Raw genomic sequence first — 19,846 nt, 5'->3', positions numbered from 1 at the left:
TCCGCATGACGACCTCCGCCGTGCCGCCGGCCCTCGCGATGCAGGGACTGGTCGCGACCTTCGGGCCGACCCGGGCGCTCGACGGCGCCTCCCTTACGGTCGGGCCGGGGACGATTCACGGGCTGATCGGCCATAACGGCGCGGGCAAGTCGACCCTCATCAAGGTCCTGGCCGGGCTCGTGACGCCGCAGGCCGGGACGATCGCGCTGGACGGCGCTCCGGTCGCCGGCATGACGCCCGACGGCGCGGAGACGCTCGGTATCGCCTTCATCCACCAGGAGCGGCTGCTGGTGCCGACCGCCACCGTCGGGGAGGCGCTGTTCCTCGGCCGGGAAGCGGCGGCCTCCCGCTTCGGAATCCGGCGCGGCAGCCTGCAGCGCCGGGCGGAGGTGGCGCTGGATCACTTTTTCGGCGTCAGCCTGCCGAAGGGCGCCCTGATCCGCGATCTCTCCACCGCGCAGCAGCAGATCGTGCAGATCACCCGGGCGCTGCTCGCCGAGCCGCGGATCTTGGTCTTCGACGAGCCGACGGCAGCGCTCGCCCAGCGAGAGGTGGAGCACCTGTTCGCCGCCATCCGCCGGCTGAAGGCGCAGGGGCTGACCACGCTGTACATCTCCCACTACCTCGCGGAGATCGAGCAGCTCTGTGACACCGTCACGGTGATGCGCAACGGGCGGGACGTCGCCCAGGTCGATCCGCGGCACGTCCCGGCCGGCGGCCTCGCGCAGCTGATGATCGGCCGCCCGGTGACCGACCTCTACCCGCGCCACCGCACCGCGCCGGGCGCGCCCGTTCTGAAGATGGCAGGGGTCGGCGTGGGCACGGGAGTCCGCGACGTCTCCTTCACCCTCCGCCGCGGCGAGGTGCTGGGTCTGACGGGCCTGCTCGGCTCCGGCGCCAAGGATCTCGTCCAGGCGCTGTTCGGCCTCGCGCCGATCACGGCCGGCGCCGTGACTTTCGACGGGCAGGCCGCGCGCCTGACCTCTCCTACCGAGGCGGTGCGCCGGGGCATCGCACTGGTGCCGGAGGATCGGCGCGCCCACGGGGTCGCGCTCGATCTCGGCATCCGCGAGAACCTGACGCTGGCGAGCCTCGGACGGCTGAGCCGCTGGGGCTGGCTCGACCGGTCCGCGGAGCGGCGCCGGGCGCTGGACCTCATCGGCGCGCTGCAGATCAAGGCCGGCGGGCCGGACGCGCCGGTGCGGACGCTGAGCGGCGGCAACCAGCAGAAGGTGGCGCTCGGCAAGTGGCTCGCACGGGAGGCGCGCCTCTACATCCTCGACGAGCCCACGATCGGGGTCGACATCGCCGCCAAGGCCGAGATCTACCGGCTGATCGCCGAGGCCGCGGAGCGCGGAGCCGGGATCCTGCTGCTGTCGGCCGATCCCGACGAGCTGCTCGGCCTGTGCGACCGGATCCTCGTCATGTTCCGGGGGACGATCGTCGCGGAGCACGCTGCCGCCGGGACCGATGCCGGGACCCTGCTCCAGGCGTCCTCGACCGGCGGCGAAATGGAGGTGGCCCGTGCCGCTTAGCGCTGTTCCAACCCTCGCCGCGCCTGCCCCTGAGACCGGCCCCGCATCCCGGATCGCGCAGGCTGTCCAGGCCGCCGCCGGCCTGCGCGGCGCCGGCAGCCTCCTGCTGAACCTGGCGGTGCTGACGGTCTTCGCCGTGCGGGCGCCGGCCTTTCTGGATCCGACCAATCTCGGGCTGATCCTGTCGCAGTCGGCGGTGCTCGGCATCCTGAGCCTCGGCCTCACGCTGGTCCTGATCACCGGGGGGACGGACGTGATCGCGGGCGGCATCGACCTCTCCCTCGCCGGGACGCTCGGCCTCTCGTCCGCCGTGTTCGCGAGCCTCAACCAGGCCGGTTACGGCGATCCCGCCTGCGCGGCCGCCGCCCTCGGCACGGGCCTCGCGGTCGGCCTCGTGAACGCGGGGTCGATCCTGCGGCTGCGGATCCCGCCGCTCCTGGCCACGCTCGCGGTGATGAACATCTGCGCCGGGCTCGAACTGGTGCTCACCGAGAACACCACGATCCCCGCGTCCTCGCCCCTGATCGACGCGCTGGGTGGCACCGGCCCACTGGACGTTCCGGTCCTGGGCTGGCTCCTGCTCGCCCTGGCGCTGGGCCTTGCCGCGCTGCTGCGCGTGACGCCGCTGGGCCTTCGGTCCGAGGCGGTCGGCGGCCACCCGGCGGCGGCCCGGGCGGCCGGCATCGCGACGGGGCGCTACGTGGCCGGATCGTACATCGCGAGCGGGCTGCTCGGCGGGGTCGCGGGGATCGCGTCGGTGGCCTTCCTCAACAGCGCCACCGGCGGGTCGTCCGAGATGCTGCTGCCCGTGGTGGCAACCGCCTTCCTCGGCTTCATGGTCTCGCGCCGCTTCGTGCCGACGATCACCGGCACGCTGCTGGCGACCCTGTTCCTCGGCAGCCTGACCAACGGCTTCCAGCTGCTGCACGTCTCGACCTACTGGGTGAACGGGATCGAGGGCGCGCTGATCCTCGCCGTGGTCGGGGTCGGGCGGGTCCGGGGGCGCGTCGCATGAGCCTCACGCGAGCACGACCGTCCTGGCCGATCCCGGCGGCGGAGCTTCTGCGGTTCGGGCTGCCGGCCATGCTGGCCCTGGTGCTCGCCGTGTTCTCGGCCCTGGCGCCGGGCTTCCTCACGATGGCCAACGTCACCGGCGTGCTGGTCAACAGCGTGGCCCTGACCGCGATCGTGGCGCTCGCCATGACGCTGGCCGTGGCCTCGGGCGGGACGGATCTGTCGGTCGGCACTGCCGTCGATCTCGGCGGCCTCGCCTTCATCGCGGCGGCGAGCGCCGGGCAGCCGGTCGCCCTCGCGGTGTTCTTCGGACTTCTGGCCGGGATCGGCACGGGGCTGTTCAACGCGCTGCTGATCGCCCGGCTCGGGATCACGCCGTTCCTCGCGACCCTCGGCACCCTGTTCATCGGCCACAGCCTGCAGCAACTCGCGACCGATGGCGGCAATCCGGTCTACGTCCCGGCCGGCCGGATCACCCCGGCGCTGGCCTTCATCGGGCACGGCACCTGGCTGGGCGTCCCGCTCGCCCTGTGGCTGGTGCTCGTGCTGGGCGTCGGCATCGGGCTGCTCCTGGGGCGCACACGGTTCGGCCGCGAGGTTTTGGCCGTGGGCGTCCAGGCGCCGGTCGCGCTCTATTCCGGCCTGCCGGTGCGGCGCATCCTGGCGCTGATCTACGTCGCGAGCGCGACGATCACAGCGGTCGCCGGCATCCTGCTCTCGGCGCACGTGAACGCCTACGTGCCCTACGCGGGCAACGCCTACCTGCTCGATAGCATCGGCGCGGCCTTCATCGGGACCGCGCTCAGCCGCACCGGGCGGGCCAACGTCCCCGGCACGCTGCTCGGCGTCGCGCTGTTCGGCTTCATGACCAACGGCCTGCTGCTGATCGGCTGGAACTTCTACTGGCAGCAGGTCGGGACCGGGGTGCTGATCCTCCTGACCCTGATCCTGGCCTTCGCGGGCCGGGGCCGGGCGGGCTGAGGTGTCGGGGTGGGCCGATCCGGCGCCGGACAGGCCCGCGGTGCTGGCGGTGCGCGGTCTGACGAAGTGCTTCGGATCGACCCGGGCGCTCGCGGACGTGACCTTCGACCTCGCCGCCGGGGAGGCCCTCGCCCTGATGGGCGCCAACGGTGCCGGTAAGTCGACCCTGGTGAAGATCCTCTGCGGCGTCCACGGGGCCGATGCGGGCTCCATCAGCATCCGCGGGACGGCAGCGGCGTTCGCGTCGCCGGGGCAGGCGCGGGCGCACGGGATCGTCGCCGTGCATCAGTCGATCGCCGATGTCGGCGTCCCGACCCTCTCGGTCGCCGACAATCTCCTGCTCGACCGCGTCTGCGCGGTGCGCGCGCCGGTCTGGATGGGCGGCCGGCGGAGCCGGCGCGCCGCCGCGGCGATCGCAGCCGGGATCGGCCTCGAGATCGACCTGTCCCGCACGCTCGAAACGCTCTCCCTCGCCGAGCGCCAGCTCGTCGCCATCGCCCGCGCGGTCGCGCACGACCCGGCCGTGCTGATCCTCGACGAGCCGACCGCCAGCCTCTCGGCCCCGGAATCCGAGCGCCTGTTCGCGGTCCTCGACCGGCTGAAGTGCCGCGGCGTCGCGCTCCTCTACATCTCGCACAGGACCGGCGATCTGTGCCGCATCGCCGACCGGGTCGTCGTGCTGCGGGACGGCCGGGTCGCGGGCCGGTTCGAGCGCCCCCTGGATCTCGGCGCCGCGCTCCGCGCGATGGTCGGCCGCGCGGTCGGGCAGGCAACGCCGCGCAGTCCGGTGCCGGCGACCGGGACAATCCTGCGCCTGTCCCGGGCATGGCTCGCGCCAGGCGCGGCGCCGTTCGATCTCGTCGCGCAGGCGGGCGAGGTCGTGGCGGTGACCGGGCCGGTCGGCGCGGGGAAATCGACGCTGGCCGGCGCGATCTTCGGGCTCCGGCCTCTCGCGGCCGGCCGGATGGAGTTCGACGGCCGCCCCTGGCGGCCGCGCTCGGCCCGGGACGCGATCCGGCACGGCGTGTTCATGGCTGGCGAGGATCGCTGGCGGACCACCTTCTTCCCGGCCACCGTGCCGTTCGCGCACATCGCCGGCACGATCGGCTTTCCCTTCCTGGACCGCTGGAGCAGAACCGGCCTCGTGGCGCGGGCGGCCGAGCGGCGCATGCGGGCATCGCCGCCTTCGGCATCCGGGCGCGCGGTCCCGGGGACCTGCCCTCGGCGCTATCGGGCGGCAATCAGCAGAAGGTCGTCCTGGCGCGCTGGCACGCCGAGCCGGCGCGGCTGCTGCTGCTCGACGAGCCGTTCCAGGGCATCGATCTCGGCGCGCGCGACGACATCGTCCGGGCGATCCGGTCCGCCGCGCGGGACCGCGCCACGATCGTGTTCGTCAACGACCTCGAAGAGGCCCTCGCGATCGGCGACCGGGTCCTCGTCATGGCGGAGCGTGCCGTGGTCGGAGAGGCCGCCGATCTCGCCGAGACCGGCACGACGGCCTTGGGCGACACCCCGTCATTCTGCTCTGCCGAGACCCCGCCATGCCATCGCCCGCCCACTTTGCGACCGTGACCCTGTCCCTGCGCCGGCTCGCCATCGATTACGGGCTCCTGATCCTGCTCGCCGGCGTGGTGGCGGTCTTCGCCGTCGCCGAGCCCGCCTTCCTGCGCGTCAGCAACCTGTTCAGCATCCTGCAGGCCGTCGCCATTGTGGCTTTGCTCGGCCTGGGCGTGACGGTCACGATGATTGCCGGCGGCTTCGACCTCTCGGTCGGAGGGCTCGCCGCCTTTGTGCAGATGGCGGCCGCCTATAGCCTCGTGGTGCTCGATGGCTCGACCGGGAGCACCCTCCTGCTTTGCCTTGGGCTCGGCATCTTGGTCGGCCTCGGCAACGCCGTGCTGATCGTCCGGCTCGGCATCCCCGACCTCCTGGCGACCCTCGGCATGCTGTTCCTGCTGGCCGGCCTCCAGCTGGTCCCGACCGGTGGTCGCTCGATCGCGCCGGGCATGATCCTGATCGACGGATCGGTCGCGCAGGGCACCTTCAACGACGCCTTCCTGGCGCTGGGCCGGCACCGGTTCTGGGATATCCTGCCGGTCCCGGTTCTGGTCCTCGCGGTCGTGGCGGCCGCACTCTGGCTCGTGATGGAGTGGACCCGCTTCGGCCGGGTGTTCTACGCGGTGGGCGGCAACGAACTCGCAGCCCGGCTCGCCGGAGCGCCGACTCAGCTCTACCGGGTCTCCGCATACGTCATCTCCGCCCTCGTGGCGTCCATCGGCGGCATCCTGCTGGCCGCCCGCATCGGCCGCGGCGACGTCTCGGCCGGCAACGGGCTGATGCTCGATGCCGTCGCGGCGGCTTTGATCGGCCATGCCGTGCTCGGCGCCAATCGGCCGAACATTCTCGGGACGGTCGTGGGCGCCGTCTTCGTGGGCGTTCTGCTCAACGGCCTGACGATGCTGAACGCTCCCTACTACCTCCAGGATCTCATCAAGGGCGCCGTGCTGATCGGCGCCCTGACGGTCACCTACGGTCTCGCCCCGCGGCGGGCCTGACAGGCTGCGATCAGCGCGGCTGCGGGATCCAGGCGGCGCTGGCGGCCTCAGAGCGACCGAAGGCCGGGATCCGGGCGTTGAGGTCCGCGATGGTCCGCACGCCGCCCTCCCGCAGCGCCCCCTGCGTCAGCAGTACAGGCTCGACGGTGATCCGGGGCCCGGGACCCTGCCCGGCAAGGGCGAGCGCCGCGGCCCGGATGGAGACGGCGCCGACCACGGCCGGGTTGGTCGCCGCGGTGGCGACCCAGGGGCTATGCGGCTCGGTGATCTCGCCGATATCGGCGGTCGAGACGTCGGCCGAATAGATCTTGACCTGGTTCGCGAGGTTCAGCTCGTTCACCGCGAGCTTCGCCCCGCGGGCGAACTCGTCATAGGGCGCGAAGATTACCGTGATGCTCGGATTGGCCCGGAGCGCCGCCTTGGCCTGGTCGGCGACCGCGCTCGCCGTCGTGTCGCTGACCGTGCCGAAGCGGGCCTTCTCGATCACGCCCGGATGCGCGGTCTTGAAGGCGGTCCAGACCGCGTCGCGGCGATCGAGCGGCGCGAAGCCGGCGACATAGACATAGGCCGCCTGGAAGCTGGTCCCGTTCTCCTGCACGATCTGGTCCAGCGCCTTCTGGGCGAGCGCCTGATCGCTCTGCTCGACCTGGGGGATCCGGGGATCGTCGAGGTTCACGTCAAAGGCCACAACCTTGATGCCGGCGGCGACGGCTTTCCGGGCGACATCCTTGAGCGATTCCGGCAGGCCGTGGTCGATCACGATCGCCCGGACGCCGAGCGCGATGGCCTGCTCGACCTGCACGCGCTCCAGGGCGGCGTCCTGCTTGCCAGGGAAGATCCGCAGATCGATGCCCAGCGCCTTGGCCTGCGCCCGGGCGCCGGCCTCGTAGGCCTGGTAGAAATCGCCGGCCGACAGGTAGCGGACCAGCGCGACCTTGACGCCCCCGCGATCGAAGGGCGGCGGGGCGCCCGAGTCGGCGGCCCGGGTGGCTGTCGCGAGGCCGAGCGCCGCGAGGGCGGCCCAGAGACTGGAACGCGCGAACATGGCTCCCCCTGCTCCTACGGCGCGGGGGCAGCACCTGCCCGATCTTCCACTGGAACGGCGGCTCGGTGCCGTTGACCGCGAAGTCACCGACGATGCGGTCCTTGAAGATCCGCGGGTTATGCGAGGCGATCGTCCGCGCGTTACGCCAGTGCCGATCGAGGGCGTGGCGGCGGCTCGTGGCGGAGGTGCCGAGCGCGTCGAACAGAATCGTGGTCGCGTCCAGCACGAGGCTCGTCAGCACGGTCTGCGCCTGGGCCAGCTCGATCTCCGAGGCCACGTTGACCGCCTGGACCTCGGCTTGGGGCAGGCCCCCGATCCGGGCCTCGTAGGCCCGCTGCACCGCCTCCGCGGCCTGGCGGTTGAGGGCGCCCGCAGCGTAGGCCAGCGCGTGCGCGCGACCAACCACCTGAAGCACCTGCGGGTCGGCGCTGGGCCGCGGCCCGGCCGCGTGGGAATAGGTCCGCGCCCGCTCGCGCACGGCCCGTGTCGCCTCGTCGGCGGCCGCCCGGGCGATGCCGGTTAGCGTCGCGAGGTGGACCGCCTGGAAGAAGGCCGTCCCGTAGGCGAAGCGCACCTCTGTGGGCAACGGCTCGCCGATGGCGAGGGCCTCCGTGAACGTGGCGGTGCCGCTGGCGGTCAGGCGCTGGCCGAACCCGTCCCAATCGTCCGCGATCGTGACGCCCGGCCCCTTCGCGGCCACCACCACCGAGGTTTCCTCTCCGCCCTCGCCGGTGCCGACCACGTCGATCCAGTCGGCGTAGAGGGAGCCGGTGGTGTAGTATTTCCGCCCCGTCAGCCTCCAGCCGTCGCCCTGGCGATAAATGCGGGTCTCGAAGGTTCCGACCACGGCCGACCCGGTCTCCGACCAAGCCCCGCCGAACAGGTCGCCGGCCGCGATACGCGGGATCCAGTGCCGGCGGCGCGGATCGTCGGGGCTGCCGACCGTGTCCTCCGCGAAGCCGAAATGGTTGCGCAGGGCCTGGGGCAGGTTGGAATCGGCCTGGGCCAATTCGGCGAGCAGTTCGAACAGGTCCGGCAGGCTGGCGCCGAGGCCGCCCTCCGCCTCCGGCACGCGCAGGGCGCCGAAGCGGGCCGCCTTCAGCTGCCCGATCGCGTCGTAGGGCAGCACCCGCTCCACCTCGCGGGCGGCGGCGCCCGCGCGGATCCGGGCGAAGATCGGCCGGAACCGGGCTGCGAGGGCCCCGTAGCGGGGGCTCGGCGGTGCGCCGCGGGCGGCGCGTTCGGGGGGCCAGGGCGCGGCCGCCGTGGCGGCATCCACGGGCTCGACATTCGCGGCCTGGCCGGGTGATGGCGCGGGATTCGACAGGATCATCGGTTTCGCAACCTTCGCGGGGTGGAGGATTGGGGTGCCGCCGGATGGCCCGGTCTGCGCGTCCTTGGGCGGACACGGGGCCCCCTCACTCGGCCGCGGCGGCGGGGCGGAGCGCCGCCTCGCGCGCCTTCACGGCTTCGATATCGCGAAAACCGTGGGCCGCATGGGCCTCCGGCAGGGTCGGGCCCCGGCCGAACAGCTTCTCGCGCAAGGTTCCGGGGTGGTAGGCCTTCGGGTAGACGCCGCGCCGCTGCAGTTCCGGAACCAGCAGGTTCACGGCATCTTCGAAGCTCTCCGGCGTGACCGCGTAGGCGAGGTTGAATCCGTCGACGTCGGTGTCGGCGACCCATTCCTGGAGGATGTCGGCCACCGTCGCGGGCGAGCCGACGAAGACCGGCCCGATCCCGCCGATGCCGCCCCAGCGGGCGAGTTCCGCGATCGACCACGGCTTCTCGGACGACGAGAAGTGCTCGACCATCGACACGATGGCGTTGGTCTCGACCTTCCGGATCAGGTCGGTCGGCGCGTACTGACCGAAGTCGATACCGCTCCAACCCGACATGAATACCAGCGCGCCGTCATAGGAGGCGTAGGACTGGTACTCTTCGAACTTCTTCTGCGCGGCCGCGTCGGTCTCGGCGACGATGATCGTGGTGAGGTTGTAGATCAGCACGTCGCGGGGCGAGCGGCCGGCGGCCTGTGCCTGGGCGCGCACGTCGGCCACGTAGGCCTTGAGCATCGGTTTGAGCGGCGCGGCGACGAACACGCACTCGGCATGGGCGGCCGCGAAGGCCTTGCCGGGCCCCGAAGCGCCCGCCTGATAGAGCACCGGCGTGCGCTGCGGCGAGGGCTCGCACAGATGGTAGCCCGGCACCGTGAAGTGCCGACCGCGATGACCGATCTCGTGGACTTTGGCCGGGTCGGTGAAGATCCGCCGGTCCCGGTCGCGCAGGACCGCGCCGTCCTCCCAGCTGCCCTCAAACAACTTGTACAAGACTTCGATATACTCGGCCGCGACTTCGTATCGGTTGTCGTGGCGCTTCAGCCCCTCCTGCCCGAGGTTGCGCGCACCGCTCTCGAGATACGAGGTGACGATGTTCCAGCCGACGCGGCCCTTTGTGTGATGGTCGGCCGTCGAGAGGCGCCGCGCGAAAGTGTAGGGGTGCTCGAAGGAGGTCGAAGCCGTGATGCCGATGCCGAGATGCTCGGTGGCCAGCGCGATCGGCGCGGCGAGCTGGAGCGGATCGTTGACCGGGATCTGCGCCGCCTGATGCAGGGCGTGCCAGTTCGAGCCCTTGTAGACGTCGTAATAGCCGACGACATCGGCGATGAAGATTCCGTCGAAGATGCCGCATTCCAGCGTCCGCGCAAGATCCTGCCAGTATTCCAGATCCTTGTACTGCCACGACCGGTCGCGCGGATGGGCCCACAGGCCCGGCGACTGGTGACCGACGCAGTTCATGTCGAAGGCGTTGAAGCGGATGGTTCGCGACATGCGGGCGTCGTACCTCTCGGAGCCTGACGACGAGCAGCGGGACGAGACGGCTTCGGACCGTGAACACAGGTATTGATCCGTAGTGCGCGACCCTGCCTCAGCAATACGGACGCCGGCGTGCCAGCAGACGAACCGATTTCGACGATTCACCCGCTCTATTCTGTGCATCTCCGCAGGCTCGTGAATTGTTTTTCCTGCAGATGATTTCTTGTGCGCCCGAACTTGCCCGTCTCATTTTGTCTTATGCTTCATCTATTCCACAGACGTGAGAAAATGTGCTGTCATAATTCGCCGGTCGCGAGGAATGATATTTTGCCCTGGCGACGAGGGAGGAGATCGCCACCCTCGGGATCGGGGCCAAACCCGTTCGCCCAGGACCGGCCAAGGCAGGCGCAGGCGCGGATGAAGCGCACCAGTGATCGGCGGGTCGCTGGCAGCGATTGGCGCGATGGCGGAAGCGAGCCAGACCGGGAGGCGCTCCACGATGCAGCGGCAGCGTCCGAGACGCTCGCCGCTCTCGACGCCGCGGCGCGCGATGCGAGGTGTGAGGCTGCGAGCCCAACGCGCGCCGGCGCCGGCGGGCGTGGGCGCCACACCCGGGTGTCAGCCGCAGATGGAGCGCCGACCCGCGCGCTCATGTTTCGTTCGGCAGGGTCGAAAGCCGCAGGCGAGCGGCCGGCTTCACGCGCGCACGGCCTGCGCGCTCGAGCAGCCAACGCCCCGGACGGCCCCGGTCCGACACGCATCGGGACCGCTCGCGCGCGGGGTGTCTTTCGGATGCCCGAGATCTCCCGCATCCGACCGGGTTGCGTCGCGGAACGGTCCAACGGGCGCGCCGGCCTCGATCCGCGACGGCACCGCCCGCGGCCGTCGGGACCGAGCCTGCGGAAGAACCGATCGGGCGCGGTCAGCCCTCGTCGCCGGCCGCCCTGGCTCGGGTGATCAGGACGGCGCGTTCAGTGGCCGGAGCCGCGCATCAGGCTCTTGATGCGCTGGTCGGCCAAGTCGATCCGGGCGGCGATGCCCCGCCGGATGCACTTGTCGAGGGAATCCCCTGCGTAGAACCCGGTTGTCCGATCCTGATGCCGGCAGGCCTGGACCGGCGGCCAGGAGACCACGCCGGCCACGACCAAGAGCACGACCAGACCATCGACGACGAGCCAGCCCTTCCAGCCGAGCCGGACGCCGCGGCCCCGTCCGGAGGCGCCGCTCCGGTGCGCACGCCGCCCACCCCGATCAGGCCCGACCCGCGCCATACGGGCGCGGAACTGCGCCTCCTCGACGGCATCGGGCGTGTTGCCGGAGGCGGGGGTGAGGGAGCGGCTGGACATGGCGGGCTCGCGGAACGGGGGTGCTGAGGCGGATCGGGTCGGGGGGCAGCGGCGCGGCGCGACGGGCTTTCACGCGCCATCCGTCGGACCGTCGCGTTCAGGAGAAGGCCTTCGGATGCCCCGGCCTCCTGCGAGGCACTGTCAGTCGATCAGGCGCTTCAGGAACGCGAAATTGTCCTGCATCGAGAGAACGCTGCCGAGCAATTCGCTGCGCGCGCAAGCGCCGGCCCCGACGAGCCCGAGCCAGCCTGCGGCGGGACGCCCGCTGCAATCGGCCAGACTGCCGTAGAGGAAGAACGCCGCCGGCAGCGCCAGGGTCGCGAACTTCAGGAGCGCGCCGAGCCGGCCGAAGACCCCCGCCCGCGCGGGCCGCGGCCCGTCCCGGTCCGCGGCCCAGTCCGGCTCCGAGGCGTCCCACTCGTACCGGTCTGGGTGGAGCGGCGGCGCATCGATCTCCCGGTCCCGGCGGTACATGGCGTGACTGTGCTCGGCCTGATCTGATCAGACAAAGACTGCCACGCTTTCATGAAGTCCCGCCTAAGGGGAATGTTTAAGTTCGCCTGAACACAGCCGGCTCAAACGCGCGGGCCGGAGCCGAACGCGCCGGCAGGGACGCCCGATCCCGCCCGCTGCGTTGCGCGTGCCGCATCGGCTCATCAAGCCCAGTCCCGGGAGCGCCGACCGCGTCACCGGCCCGCGATCGGAACCTCTCAGCGCCCCGTGTCCAGAGCTTCCTCGTCGCAGAGGATCTTCGACGCGCGCGCGAACTCGGCCCGCAGCGCCGCATCCTGACGTGCCGCCGGCCGGTCGACGGTCCGCAGGTAATGCCGCTCGAAGACCCGCATCACGTGGGCGACGCCGCTCTCCGCGACCGAGCGCAGATCGGCCTCGAAATAGGCGCCGCCGTTGTGCCAGCTGGTGATGATCTCGTAGGAGGGGAAGTAATCGACCGCCGCGTGGTCCCGACAGATCTCGTCCACGGCCGCCCGCAAGGCGGACTTGCTGTAGGTCGTGGCTTGCAGCACGTGCCGGTCCTCATACGTGGCGACGAGCGGCACCGGCGAGACCGTCAGCAGGATCTTGAGGTCCGGATTGTGCTGGCGGACGAGGCCGATGAACTCGGCCAGATCCGCCCGCACCTCCGCCACGCTCATGTTCACGAACCGATACCGGGACGGGTCCGGCGGCAGCGCGACCACCCCGGGGGCGACCGGGAAGACCGCGCCGTCGACGGTCGATTCCCAGATCTCCGTGAGTCCCACGGTGAAGATGAACAGGTGGCTTTCCTCGAACATCCGCCGCACGGCGGCGAGGTGAGGCGGCAGGGCCTGCGCCACCGCCTGCTCCGACGCGTACCCGTCGGGCTCGATCTGCGGCCGGAACGGGTCGACGAAGCGGCCGTCGGGCCGGGTCCAGGCGACGTCCTGGGGCTGGAACAGCCCGTAGCAGCGGCGGGCGAGCTGCAGCAATTGCCGGGCGCTGTAGATGTTGCCGAACCGGGCGGTGAACAGGTCGGAGCCGCCCGGACCGGATTCCGTGACGTGATAGTTGAACCCGCGATCGATCAGCGTGCGCGCGATATGCTGCGCGAAACAGCTGCCGGCGGTGGCGATCCGGTCGGCGGGGGTGAGCTGGAATCCGGGCCTCGTCACCGGATCGAGATCCGCCGACGCAACGCCCGCCACCGACCGCCGCCAGAAATGATGATCCGGCAGCTTCGCGTAGGGATTGGCGCTGCGCCGGGGTATGGGACGCGCCAGGTCTTCCAGGTCGCGGTAGCGATCCGCCTGCTCGGTCAGCCGGGCGACCTGGATCGCGGCGCGATCATGCGCCGCGTACAGGGCGAAGGCGCCGCTCACGAACCCTTCGAGGTCGAGGATGCGGCCGGGTGTGCCCGGCGCCTTGAAGTCGTAGCTGCCCGGGAGGCCGAGGCGGTCCGCCACATGCGGGTAGACCGGCCAGACCGGACCGGACAGGAGCGGATCGGCCAGGAACCGCTCGACATGGCGCACCGAGACGGACAGGTCGGTCGGTGCGAGCACCGCCTCCGCGATGCGCCCGAGCGCGGCGAGCGTCGGGTGGTTGACGGCATGGCAGAACGGGGCGAGCCGCTTCAGATCGCCCAGCAGCGCCTCGCCGTCGAGCCCGGCCCGCGCGAAATCCTCGGCGAGATAGGCATCCGCGCTCGCGGCGTGGTCGAAATAGCCGAGCCGGTCGAACACCTCCTCGCGGAACAGGTTGATCGTCTGCCCGATCGTCAGGCCGCGCAGCCACCCGTAGAGGACCAGCGCCGAATTATACTCGTGAAGGGGGCTCGCGAGCGGACCGTCACCCGCCCGCGCATAGACCAGATCGGGGTGAAACCCCGAGTGGTAGAAGGTCGGCCAGAGCCGCAGGCGCTCGGCCTGTCGCGCGGGGATGATCTCCCGGTTGTCGGCGAGCGCGGCGAATTCGGTCTGGAGCAGGACGAGGTCGCTCGCGGCGACGGTCTCGGTGCTCATGACCCCGAGATGGACACCGTGGATCTCGGCGTCCGGCAGCATCGTGCGCAGGCACAGGGCCAGGACCGGCGCCTGGCAGTTGCCCATGACGGTGATGCGCGTGACGCGCGGGTCGGGCGGCCCGGCATATTGCACGCGTCCCTCGCGACGCCCGTGAAGCTCGAAATGGAGGCGCGCCGACATCCCCGCCGCCCGCACGTCGGGATTGGCCGCGAGATAGCCTTCCGTGTTGAAGGTCTCTTCGGTGGGGACTTCGAGTCGCGTGTCTGAGGTCATGGTCAGGCCATCAAGAGTCCCACGGACCGCGCCTGTCCCGGCCGGAGCCGATGGGCGGGCGGGCGCCGCATCGGTGCGCCGTCGCTGGGCGGACCATATCCCAAAGCCGCCGCGCCGCGAGGTGCCGAGGACGACGAGCGGACGCGCCCTCCGTGCAGACGTCCTCCCCTCCTGCGGCGCCCGAGGGGATCAGCCCTGCGGCGCACCGACGGCCGTCCCGCGCGGAGCGGCCCGCCGCGCCGGTCCGGAGGCCCGGCCGTTCAGGCGGCGAGCGCCCGCCTCACCGTGGCGCGCAGGTCCGCGAGGGAGAACGGCTTCGTCAGCACGTCGGTGACGATGGCGTCGAGCCCCCGCGCCCGCTCGCGCTGGTCGGCGAAGCCGGTCATCAGCAGGATGGTCAGCTCCGGGAAGTCGCGCTTGGCGGCGAGCGCCAGGGCAATGCCGTCCATGAGCGGCATGCGGATGTCGGTGAGCATCAGGTCGAAGCCGCCATCGGCCTCGTTGAGCCGGTCGAGCCCGTCGCTGCCGTCATTGGCGGTCACGACGGCGTGCCCGTCGATCTCAAGCCCCCGCTTCAGGAAGCCCCGGACGGTCTCTTCGTCATCCACCAGAAGGATGCGCGCCATGTGGTCCCGCAAACGTCCCCAATCCCGCGAGCGTCCCGCCGCGATGACGCCTAGCTCTTGAGGAGACGACAGACGCCGACGGATCCGCCGCCTGTCAAGACGTTGCGTTCCGAAACGGTCGCCGCCGCGCGCGGAGAGGCCAAAATGTCGCGCCCTGATGCGAGCCGGCTCACGGGTCGAACAGGTCGGGATCCGTGCTGCCGTAATCGACCACGCCCACGAAGGGCAGCTGCCGGAAGGCGTGGGCCGCGTCCATGCCGTAGCCGACGACGAACACGTCGGGGCAGGTGAAGCCGACGAAATCCGCATCGATCGTCACCGCGCGCTTGCCCGGCTTCTCGAGGAGCACCGCGGTGAGCACCCGCCGCGCGCCGCGCGCCATGAGCAGATCCTTGGCGAAGACGACGGTCCGGCCGGATTCCAGGATGTCGTCGACGAGCAGGACGTCCCGCCCGCGGACCTCGCTCTGCACGTCGCGCAGGATCTCGACCTGCCCGGTGGAGACCGTTCCGGTGCGATAGCTCGACAGGTGCACGAACTCGACCTGCGGCGCGAGCCCGACCCGGTGCAGGGCCCGGAGCAGGTCGGCGGCGAACATGAAGCTGCCCTTGAGCACCGCCACGACGAGGAGGTTCTCCGGCCGCGCGGCCAGGATCTCCTCAGCCAGCTCGTCGTTGCGCTTGGCGATCGCCGCCTCGTCGAACAGGATTCGAACGCGCCGTTCAGGGATGGTCATCTCACGTGTCCCGGAAAGCCCGGCCGCGGGGCGGGACCCGCCGCCGCGATCGGCACCGGTCTTAGCGCCCCCGGCGCGCCGGGGAAACTACGGATCCACGAGATGGGCGGCCGTGTCACCGGCCGGGAGACGCCGGCCCCGGAGGCGTCAGGTCTCGGCCGCCGGCCGGAACGGGCGCAGCAGCCGGATCAGCCGGCCGGTGCGCGGCGCCGGCCGGTCGTCCGCGTCCGTCACGTCCGGACCGGCTTCCGGATCCGCGCCGTCGGCCGGCTCGACGTGACGGACCTGTTCCAGGACATCCGTCACGATGCCGGGAATCGGGCGCTCGTGCTCTTCGAGAAGGAGCGACGCGGTCCACAGCCGGCCGGCATCCGCCAGCGGAAGCGTCCCGCGCGTCAGGCGCTCCATCAGCATCCGGTCGGCCAGAGAGGCCGCCAGCGCGCTGACGATCTCAAGTTGATCCTGCTGCATCCTGCTATCCATATCGGTCTTCACCCATATGAAAATAGTCAATCCCCGCGGTGCCATCACCTTAAGCGGTCAAATTAGGCGATTCTATAACATACGCGCAAATTCAACTGCGGACTGCCGACCACGGGAGCGCGCGGGCCATTGCCTTCTTCCGGAGCCCGCACGGGCGAAGATGGCGCGTCGCGCCGTGCGCATGCTCGGGCGCGATCATCACAGGATCGGAGAGGCGTCTCGCGCACGCTCCGGGGCCGTGGATCGAACCCGATGCCGCGATCGGCCGGTTCCGCGGGAGCGCCGGATCCGGCCCCGTTCAAGCAAAAGGGGTCGGCGATCCGCCAACCCCTTACGCTGTCGAGCTGAATGGATGGTACCACCGCCCCGGCTCGAACGGGGGACCCCCAGATCCACAATCTGGTGCCATTCGTGGCCAAACGTGGCCAGCATCGATGTAACTAGCTGATTTATAGAGGTAACCTCCAGTTTCAGGTTGCCGGGAATGGCCATTCGTGCCCATGATGTTGCTTGCTAAGCGCTTACCAGGGTGGTCAGATGCGGTTCACCAGGCAGGTTGTTGAAGCCCTCTCGCCCCCGCCGGGCAAGCCCTATGGCCTTTTCTGGGACGAGGCCCTGAAGGGCTTCGGAGTGAAGGTCAGCGCTGGGGGGAGCAGACAGTATGTCGCGCAATACCGGACTCCGGACGGGCGGACACCGCGTGTCACCATTGGCCGGGTGGGCACACTCAGCTTGGATGACGCTCGGAAACAGGCTCGGGTCATCCTCGCCAAGGCACAGACTGGAAGCGACCCACAGGCCGAGAAGGCCGAGGCCCGGCGGCAGGCCGGCATCACGCTTGGATCAGTGACGGCGAAATACCTCGCGCAGGCGAAGGACCGGCTCAAGCCGCGGTCCTACCAAGAAGTTGAACGCCATCTTATGAAGGCCTGGGCGCCATTAGCTGGAATGCCCCTCAACGGGATCAAGCGGGTGGACGTGGCCACGCGCCTCAACATCATTGCGGAAACCGGCAAGGTGAACGCGAACCGTGCCCGCTCGGCACTGTCCGGCCTCTACACCTGGGCGATCGGCGAGGGGATCGCGGAGGGCAACCCCGTCGCAGGCACCAACAAGCCAGCTGACGAGAAGCCGCGTGAGCGGTTCTTGTCCTTGGAGGAAGTCCGGGCGGTGTGGAACGCATGCCGCAACGACGACCACGGCGTGATGGTCCGGCTGTTACTGCTCACCGCACAACGCCGAAACGAGGTCGGCGAGATGGCGGAAACCGAGTTGGATCTGGACGCTGCGATATGGACCTTGCCCGGTGCCCGCGCGAAGAATGGCCGGACCCATGAGATCCCGCTATCTCCGCTGGCGGTTCAGTTGCTCAGGGAGAAGCCGCGTCTTGCCGGGCGCACGCTCGTCTTCGGCCGGGGCGCAGGCGGCTTCTCCGGGTGGAGCAATAGCAAGGAACGGCTGGACGCTCGCTTGAAAGCAGCAGGCGCCGTTCTCGCGCCCTGGACGCTGCACGACCTGCGCAGGACCGCGACCACACTGATGGCCGAGCACGTCGGCGTGCAGCCCCACATCATCAGCGCGATCAAAAATCACACTCCGGAAGGTATGGCGCGAGTCTACAATCTCGCCACGTACCGCGACGAAAAGCGAGGCGCGCTATACCGCTGGGCAGAATTCATTGAGAAACTAACAGCCTCCTGATGAGGCTTACATTTGTGAACAAAGAGCGAGCAAGATCTTTTGTGTGTCTCGTCTGTGGCAGTGTCTCTCCCTAGGTGCTTGTCTCCGAGTGTAGATGAGCGCCGAGGCGGCCACCCTTCCTGAAGCATGGCTATCGGCTCAAGCAGGATCAGCCGGTCGGCGAGCTTCACTGCATGCGCCGAATTTGGCAGCGCGACTGGATGCTCTCCAAAAAGCGCAAAATGCCTCCTCCAGCGGCTCGCCGCCACGACTTCGCCGGCCAGCACTCGTACAACGACAACTGCGAACGCGAGAGCGCTTCGGCGGTGAACGTAGCTATAAGCAACTAAATCGACGACGCGCCCGCGTGGGCAAAACGTATTGAAAACACGGAAAGTAAGATGACCAGCCTCAACTCCCTCCCGATCGACATCACATTCCACCGCGTCCTAGGTCCGAACGACGCTGCAGCGTTCCTCGGCGTCACAGTTGACCAACTGCGGCAAATGAAGCGCGAGGGCGCCATGCCCGAGCCGCTCTACTTCTCCGAGCGACGCTACGGATGGCGCATCGGCGACCTCATCCAGTACCTGGACGACCTCGACGAGCACCTCACCGGGTGGATGTACCGCTACAGAGCCGAGCCCCACTACCTCCTCCCGGGTGACCGGGAGGTGCCGGAATTTATGCAGTGAGGGTGCTCTGTGACCTACCCCCAGAGGTAGCCAGGCGGCGCGTCCTCCCCACCAACGCGTCTGCAGCCTTCGTCGGGCTCAGTGTGACGACCTTCCGGCGCTTGCACAGCCGCGGCGCCATCCCAACCCCAATCCGGCTATCCGACCGCCGGCTGGGCTGGAGGATCGGCGACCTGATCGACTGGCAAGACTGCCGCATGGCTGGCCGCGAGTGGAACGAGCAGCGCGTCTCGCTCGCTGGTAACGACAACCGTCTGCAAACAACCTGACCTTCATGCAGATGCGCTATATCGCTACTGCAGGTCTGTAGCGCGAAGGTGGCGAGCTCGGATGGGGCTCGCCACCACTTGGAAAGCAAGAACCACAACTTGTTACCAAGCCTGTGGCCGAGATTTGAAGTGCTCCCTTCCGAATTTGTCCAGTGGTGAGCTGGCGAGCGTGCGGGCCAATTTTTTTTTGGAAGGTAGGGCCCACCCCTCGGAAAGCCCTTCTGGAAATCGAAAAGACAAAAGGAATTTAATCCCGATGACCTCGGTCTATGGTTCTCTCGCCGTGCCGAATTGCAATCCAGATTCTGCCACGCTGGCAGCTCACTCATCGGCACCTGAAAACGATCAAATAGCCGTTCAGCCGCAGGCACTTGCATTACATGAGCTGCCTTCGTCGCCGTGTCGAGAGGTGACTGTTCCTCTATTAGGTACAGCGGAACTCAACACCAATCACTCGCCAGAGGGAAGGACCAATCCCTTAGGAGCTGCCGCGAACGATGACGAGAAGTTCAGTCTGCGCAAGCCGAAGCGCAAATACAAGCGCAAGGCCACCCGCGACGATCGACGCCGCTGCCGAACGGCGCTTACCATTTCCAAGGCGGAGTACGACAGCGGCCGCAACGCTTGGTACACTGCCCAGATTATCGGCCTTCCGCTCGACACGTTTGTGACCCTACGTCCGCGGATCTTCGACGAGATGACGCCGATTGAGCGCCATGCCTGGACGCGGCGGCGCATCCGATCTCTCGGGCAGTGGTACGCCGACAACGACGATCTGCCGAACTTCACCGCCTTGTGGTCACGCGAGTCGAAGCGGGTTGCACAAGGGGCGGGGTGGACGAGCATCGGCGAGCATGTCCACCTTCTCGTCCACGCCGAAGGCCACCGCGAGCGCCTCGCGCGAATGTTAATGAAGACTTTGGAGAGGAAGGGCGAGGTCGATGTACGACCAGCTAAGCAAACGATCACTCGTCTGCGCAACGGCTGGATTACCGATGCATCGACCTACGTGCTCAAGGCTGTCAACCAGCGGGTCTGGCGCTCCCGACCTTCAACGCCGCACCGCGATAGCGGTCCAATTTACGGGGCTCGAGTTGGCTGGACTCGAAACCTTAATTACCGCAAGCCGGTGTTCGAAAAAGACAAGTCAGCTGCGTCGATGCGCAAGCGGCCTCTGATTTTATCAGGGAGTGATGATGCCGCTATAAAAAGGATCGTGTGAAATAGGGAATACCGCCCCCGGAAGTCAGCCGGATTTGTCTTCGGTCCGACCTCCTGGGCGAAGGAGCCC

Annotated in this window: 16 protein-coding genes and 3 pseudogenes; 9 read left to right on the top strand and 10 right to left on the bottom strand. The window is 69.3% G+C overall.

Annotation, left to right across the window (positions count from 1 at the left end):
• Nucleotides 1-5: 5 nt before the first annotated feature.
• The 6 genes and pseudogenes from AC3WSN_RS24260 to AC3WSN_RS24235 all read left to right on the top strand — a co-directional run bounded on the left by AC3WSN_RS24260 (nt 6) and on the right by AC3WSN_RS24235 (nt 6,085).
• Complete coding sequence (locus tag AC3WSN_RS24260; protein WP_492541473.1) at nt 6-1,535, top strand: sugar ABC transporter ATP-binding protein; 1,530 nt, start codon at nt 6-8, stop codon at nt 1,533-1,535.
• A complete protein-coding gene (locus tag AC3WSN_RS24255; RefSeq protein ID WP_492541471.1) occupies nt 1,525-2,550 on the top strand; it encodes an ABC transporter permease in 1,026 nt (341 codons plus the stop codon). The genes AC3WSN_RS24260 and AC3WSN_RS24255 overlap by 11 nt, the downstream gene beginning before the upstream one ends.
• Entirely contained in the window at nt 2,547-3,530 is a 984-nt protein-coding gene (locus AC3WSN_RS24250; protein ID WP_492541469.1) for an ABC transporter permease, read from the top strand. The genes AC3WSN_RS24255 and AC3WSN_RS24250 overlap by 4 nt, the downstream gene beginning before the upstream one ends.
• 136 nt (nt 3,531-3,666) lie before the next feature.
• Nucleotides 3,667-4,515: pseudogene (locus AC3WSN_RS24245) on the top strand (ATP-binding cassette domain-containing protein); the annotation flags it as partial.
• Complete coding sequence (locus tag AC3WSN_RS24240) at nt 4,443-5,102, top strand: ATP-binding cassette domain-containing protein (protein ID WP_492543234.1); 660 nt, start codon at nt 4,443-4,445, stop codon at nt 5,100-5,102. The pseudogene AC3WSN_RS24245 and the gene AC3WSN_RS24240, both read left to right, overlap by 73 nt.
• On the top strand, nt 5,072-6,085 hold the full coding sequence (locus AC3WSN_RS24235; protein WP_192709616.1) for an ABC transporter permease: 1,014 nt from the start codon (nt 5,072-5,074) through the stop codon (nt 6,083-6,085). The genes AC3WSN_RS24240 and AC3WSN_RS24235 overlap by 31 nt, the downstream gene beginning before the upstream one ends.
• A gap of 10 nt (nt 6,086-6,095) precedes the next feature.
• On the opposite strand, the gene AC3WSN_RS24230 is transcribed toward AC3WSN_RS24235, so the two are convergent.
• The 10 genes and pseudogenes from AC3WSN_RS24230 to AC3WSN_RS24185 all read right to left on the bottom strand — a co-directional run bounded on the left by AC3WSN_RS24230 (nt 6,096) and on the right by AC3WSN_RS24185 (nt 15,899).
• Complete coding sequence (locus tag AC3WSN_RS24230) at nt 6,096-7,130, bottom strand: substrate-binding domain-containing protein (protein WP_492541467.1); 1,035 nt, start codon at nt 7,128-7,130, stop codon at nt 6,096-6,098.
• A 19-nt stretch (nt 7,131-7,149) separates the two neighbouring features.
• A pseudogene (locus AC3WSN_RS24225) lies at nt 7,150-8,463 on the bottom strand (acyl-CoA dehydrogenase family protein); the annotation flags it as partial.
• An 85-nt stretch (nt 8,464-8,548) separates the two neighbouring features.
• Nucleotides 8,549-9,958 (bottom strand): LLM class flavin-dependent oxidoreductase, encoded by a 1,410-nt coding sequence (locus AC3WSN_RS24220; protein ID WP_492541465.1) that lies wholly within the window; start codon nt 9,956-9,958, stop codon nt 8,549-8,551.
• A 456-nt stretch (nt 9,959-10,414) separates the two neighbouring features.
• Nucleotides 10,415-10,516, bottom strand: a pseudogene (locus AC3WSN_RS24215) (IS5/IS1182 family transposase); the annotation flags it as partial.
• Between the two features lie 398 nt (nt 10,517-10,914).
• Nucleotides 10,915-11,289 carry a hypothetical protein gene (locus tag AC3WSN_RS24210; protein WP_492541463.1) on the bottom strand — a complete coding sequence of 125 codons (375 nt, stop codon included), beginning with the start codon at nt 11,287-11,289 and terminating at the stop codon, nt 10,915-10,917.
• A gap of 141 nt (nt 11,290-11,430) precedes the next feature.
• Nucleotides 11,431-11,763, bottom strand: a complete 333-nt coding sequence (locus AC3WSN_RS24205; protein WP_492541461.1) for a hypothetical protein — start codon at nt 11,761-11,763, stop codon at nt 11,431-11,433.
• 236 nt (nt 11,764-11,999) lie between these two features.
• Nucleotides 12,000-14,066 carry a GSCFA domain-containing protein gene (locus AC3WSN_RS24200; protein WP_492541460.1) on the bottom strand — a complete coding sequence of 689 codons (2,067 nt, stop codon included), beginning with the start codon at nt 14,064-14,066 and terminating at the stop codon, nt 12,000-12,002.
• A gap of 260 nt (nt 14,067-14,326) precedes the next feature.
• A complete protein-coding gene (locus AC3WSN_RS24195; protein ID WP_058194980.1) occupies nt 14,327-14,692 on the bottom strand; it encodes a response regulator in 366 nt (121 codons plus the stop codon).
• A gap of 169 nt (nt 14,693-14,861) precedes the next feature.
• Nucleotides 14,862-15,428, bottom strand: a complete 567-nt coding sequence (hpt, locus tag AC3WSN_RS24190; protein ID WP_492541458.1) for a hypoxanthine phosphoribosyltransferase — start codon at nt 15,426-15,428, stop codon at nt 14,862-14,864.
• A 147-nt stretch (nt 15,429-15,575) separates the two neighbouring features.
• A complete protein-coding gene (locus AC3WSN_RS24185; RefSeq protein WP_373622186.1) occupies nt 15,576-15,899 on the bottom strand; it encodes a hypothetical protein in 324 nt (107 codons plus the stop codon).
• Between the two features lie 549 nt (nt 15,900-16,448).
• Between AC3WSN_RS24185 and AC3WSN_RS24180 the strand changes: the two genes are divergently transcribed.
• The 3 genes from AC3WSN_RS24180 to AC3WSN_RS24170 all read left to right on the top strand — a co-directional run bounded on the left by AC3WSN_RS24180 (nt 16,449) and on the right by AC3WSN_RS24170 (nt 19,777).
• Nucleotides 16,449-17,612: a tyrosine-type recombinase/integrase gene (locus tag AC3WSN_RS24180; RefSeq protein WP_492541455.1), complete on the top strand. Its 1,164-nt coding sequence runs from the start codon at nt 16,449-16,451 to the stop codon at nt 17,610-17,612.
• A 380-nt stretch (nt 17,613-17,992) separates the two neighbouring features.
• Nucleotides 17,993-18,286, top strand: coding sequence for a helix-turn-helix transcriptional regulator (locus AC3WSN_RS24175; RefSeq protein ID WP_492541454.1), 294 nt, complete (start codon nt 17,993-17,995; stop codon nt 18,284-18,286).
• A 525-nt stretch (nt 18,287-18,811) separates the two neighbouring features.
• Nucleotides 18,812-19,777, top strand: coding sequence for a hypothetical protein (locus AC3WSN_RS24170; RefSeq protein WP_492541452.1), 966 nt, complete (start codon nt 18,812-18,814; stop codon nt 19,775-19,777).
• The last annotated feature ends 69 nt before the right edge of the window (nt 19,778-19,846 follow it).

The sequence above is a fragment of the Methylobacterium sp. FW102-HT35C08 genome (assembly GCF_058790235.1).
This window is presented reverse-complemented; position numbering and strand designations above follow the sequence as displayed.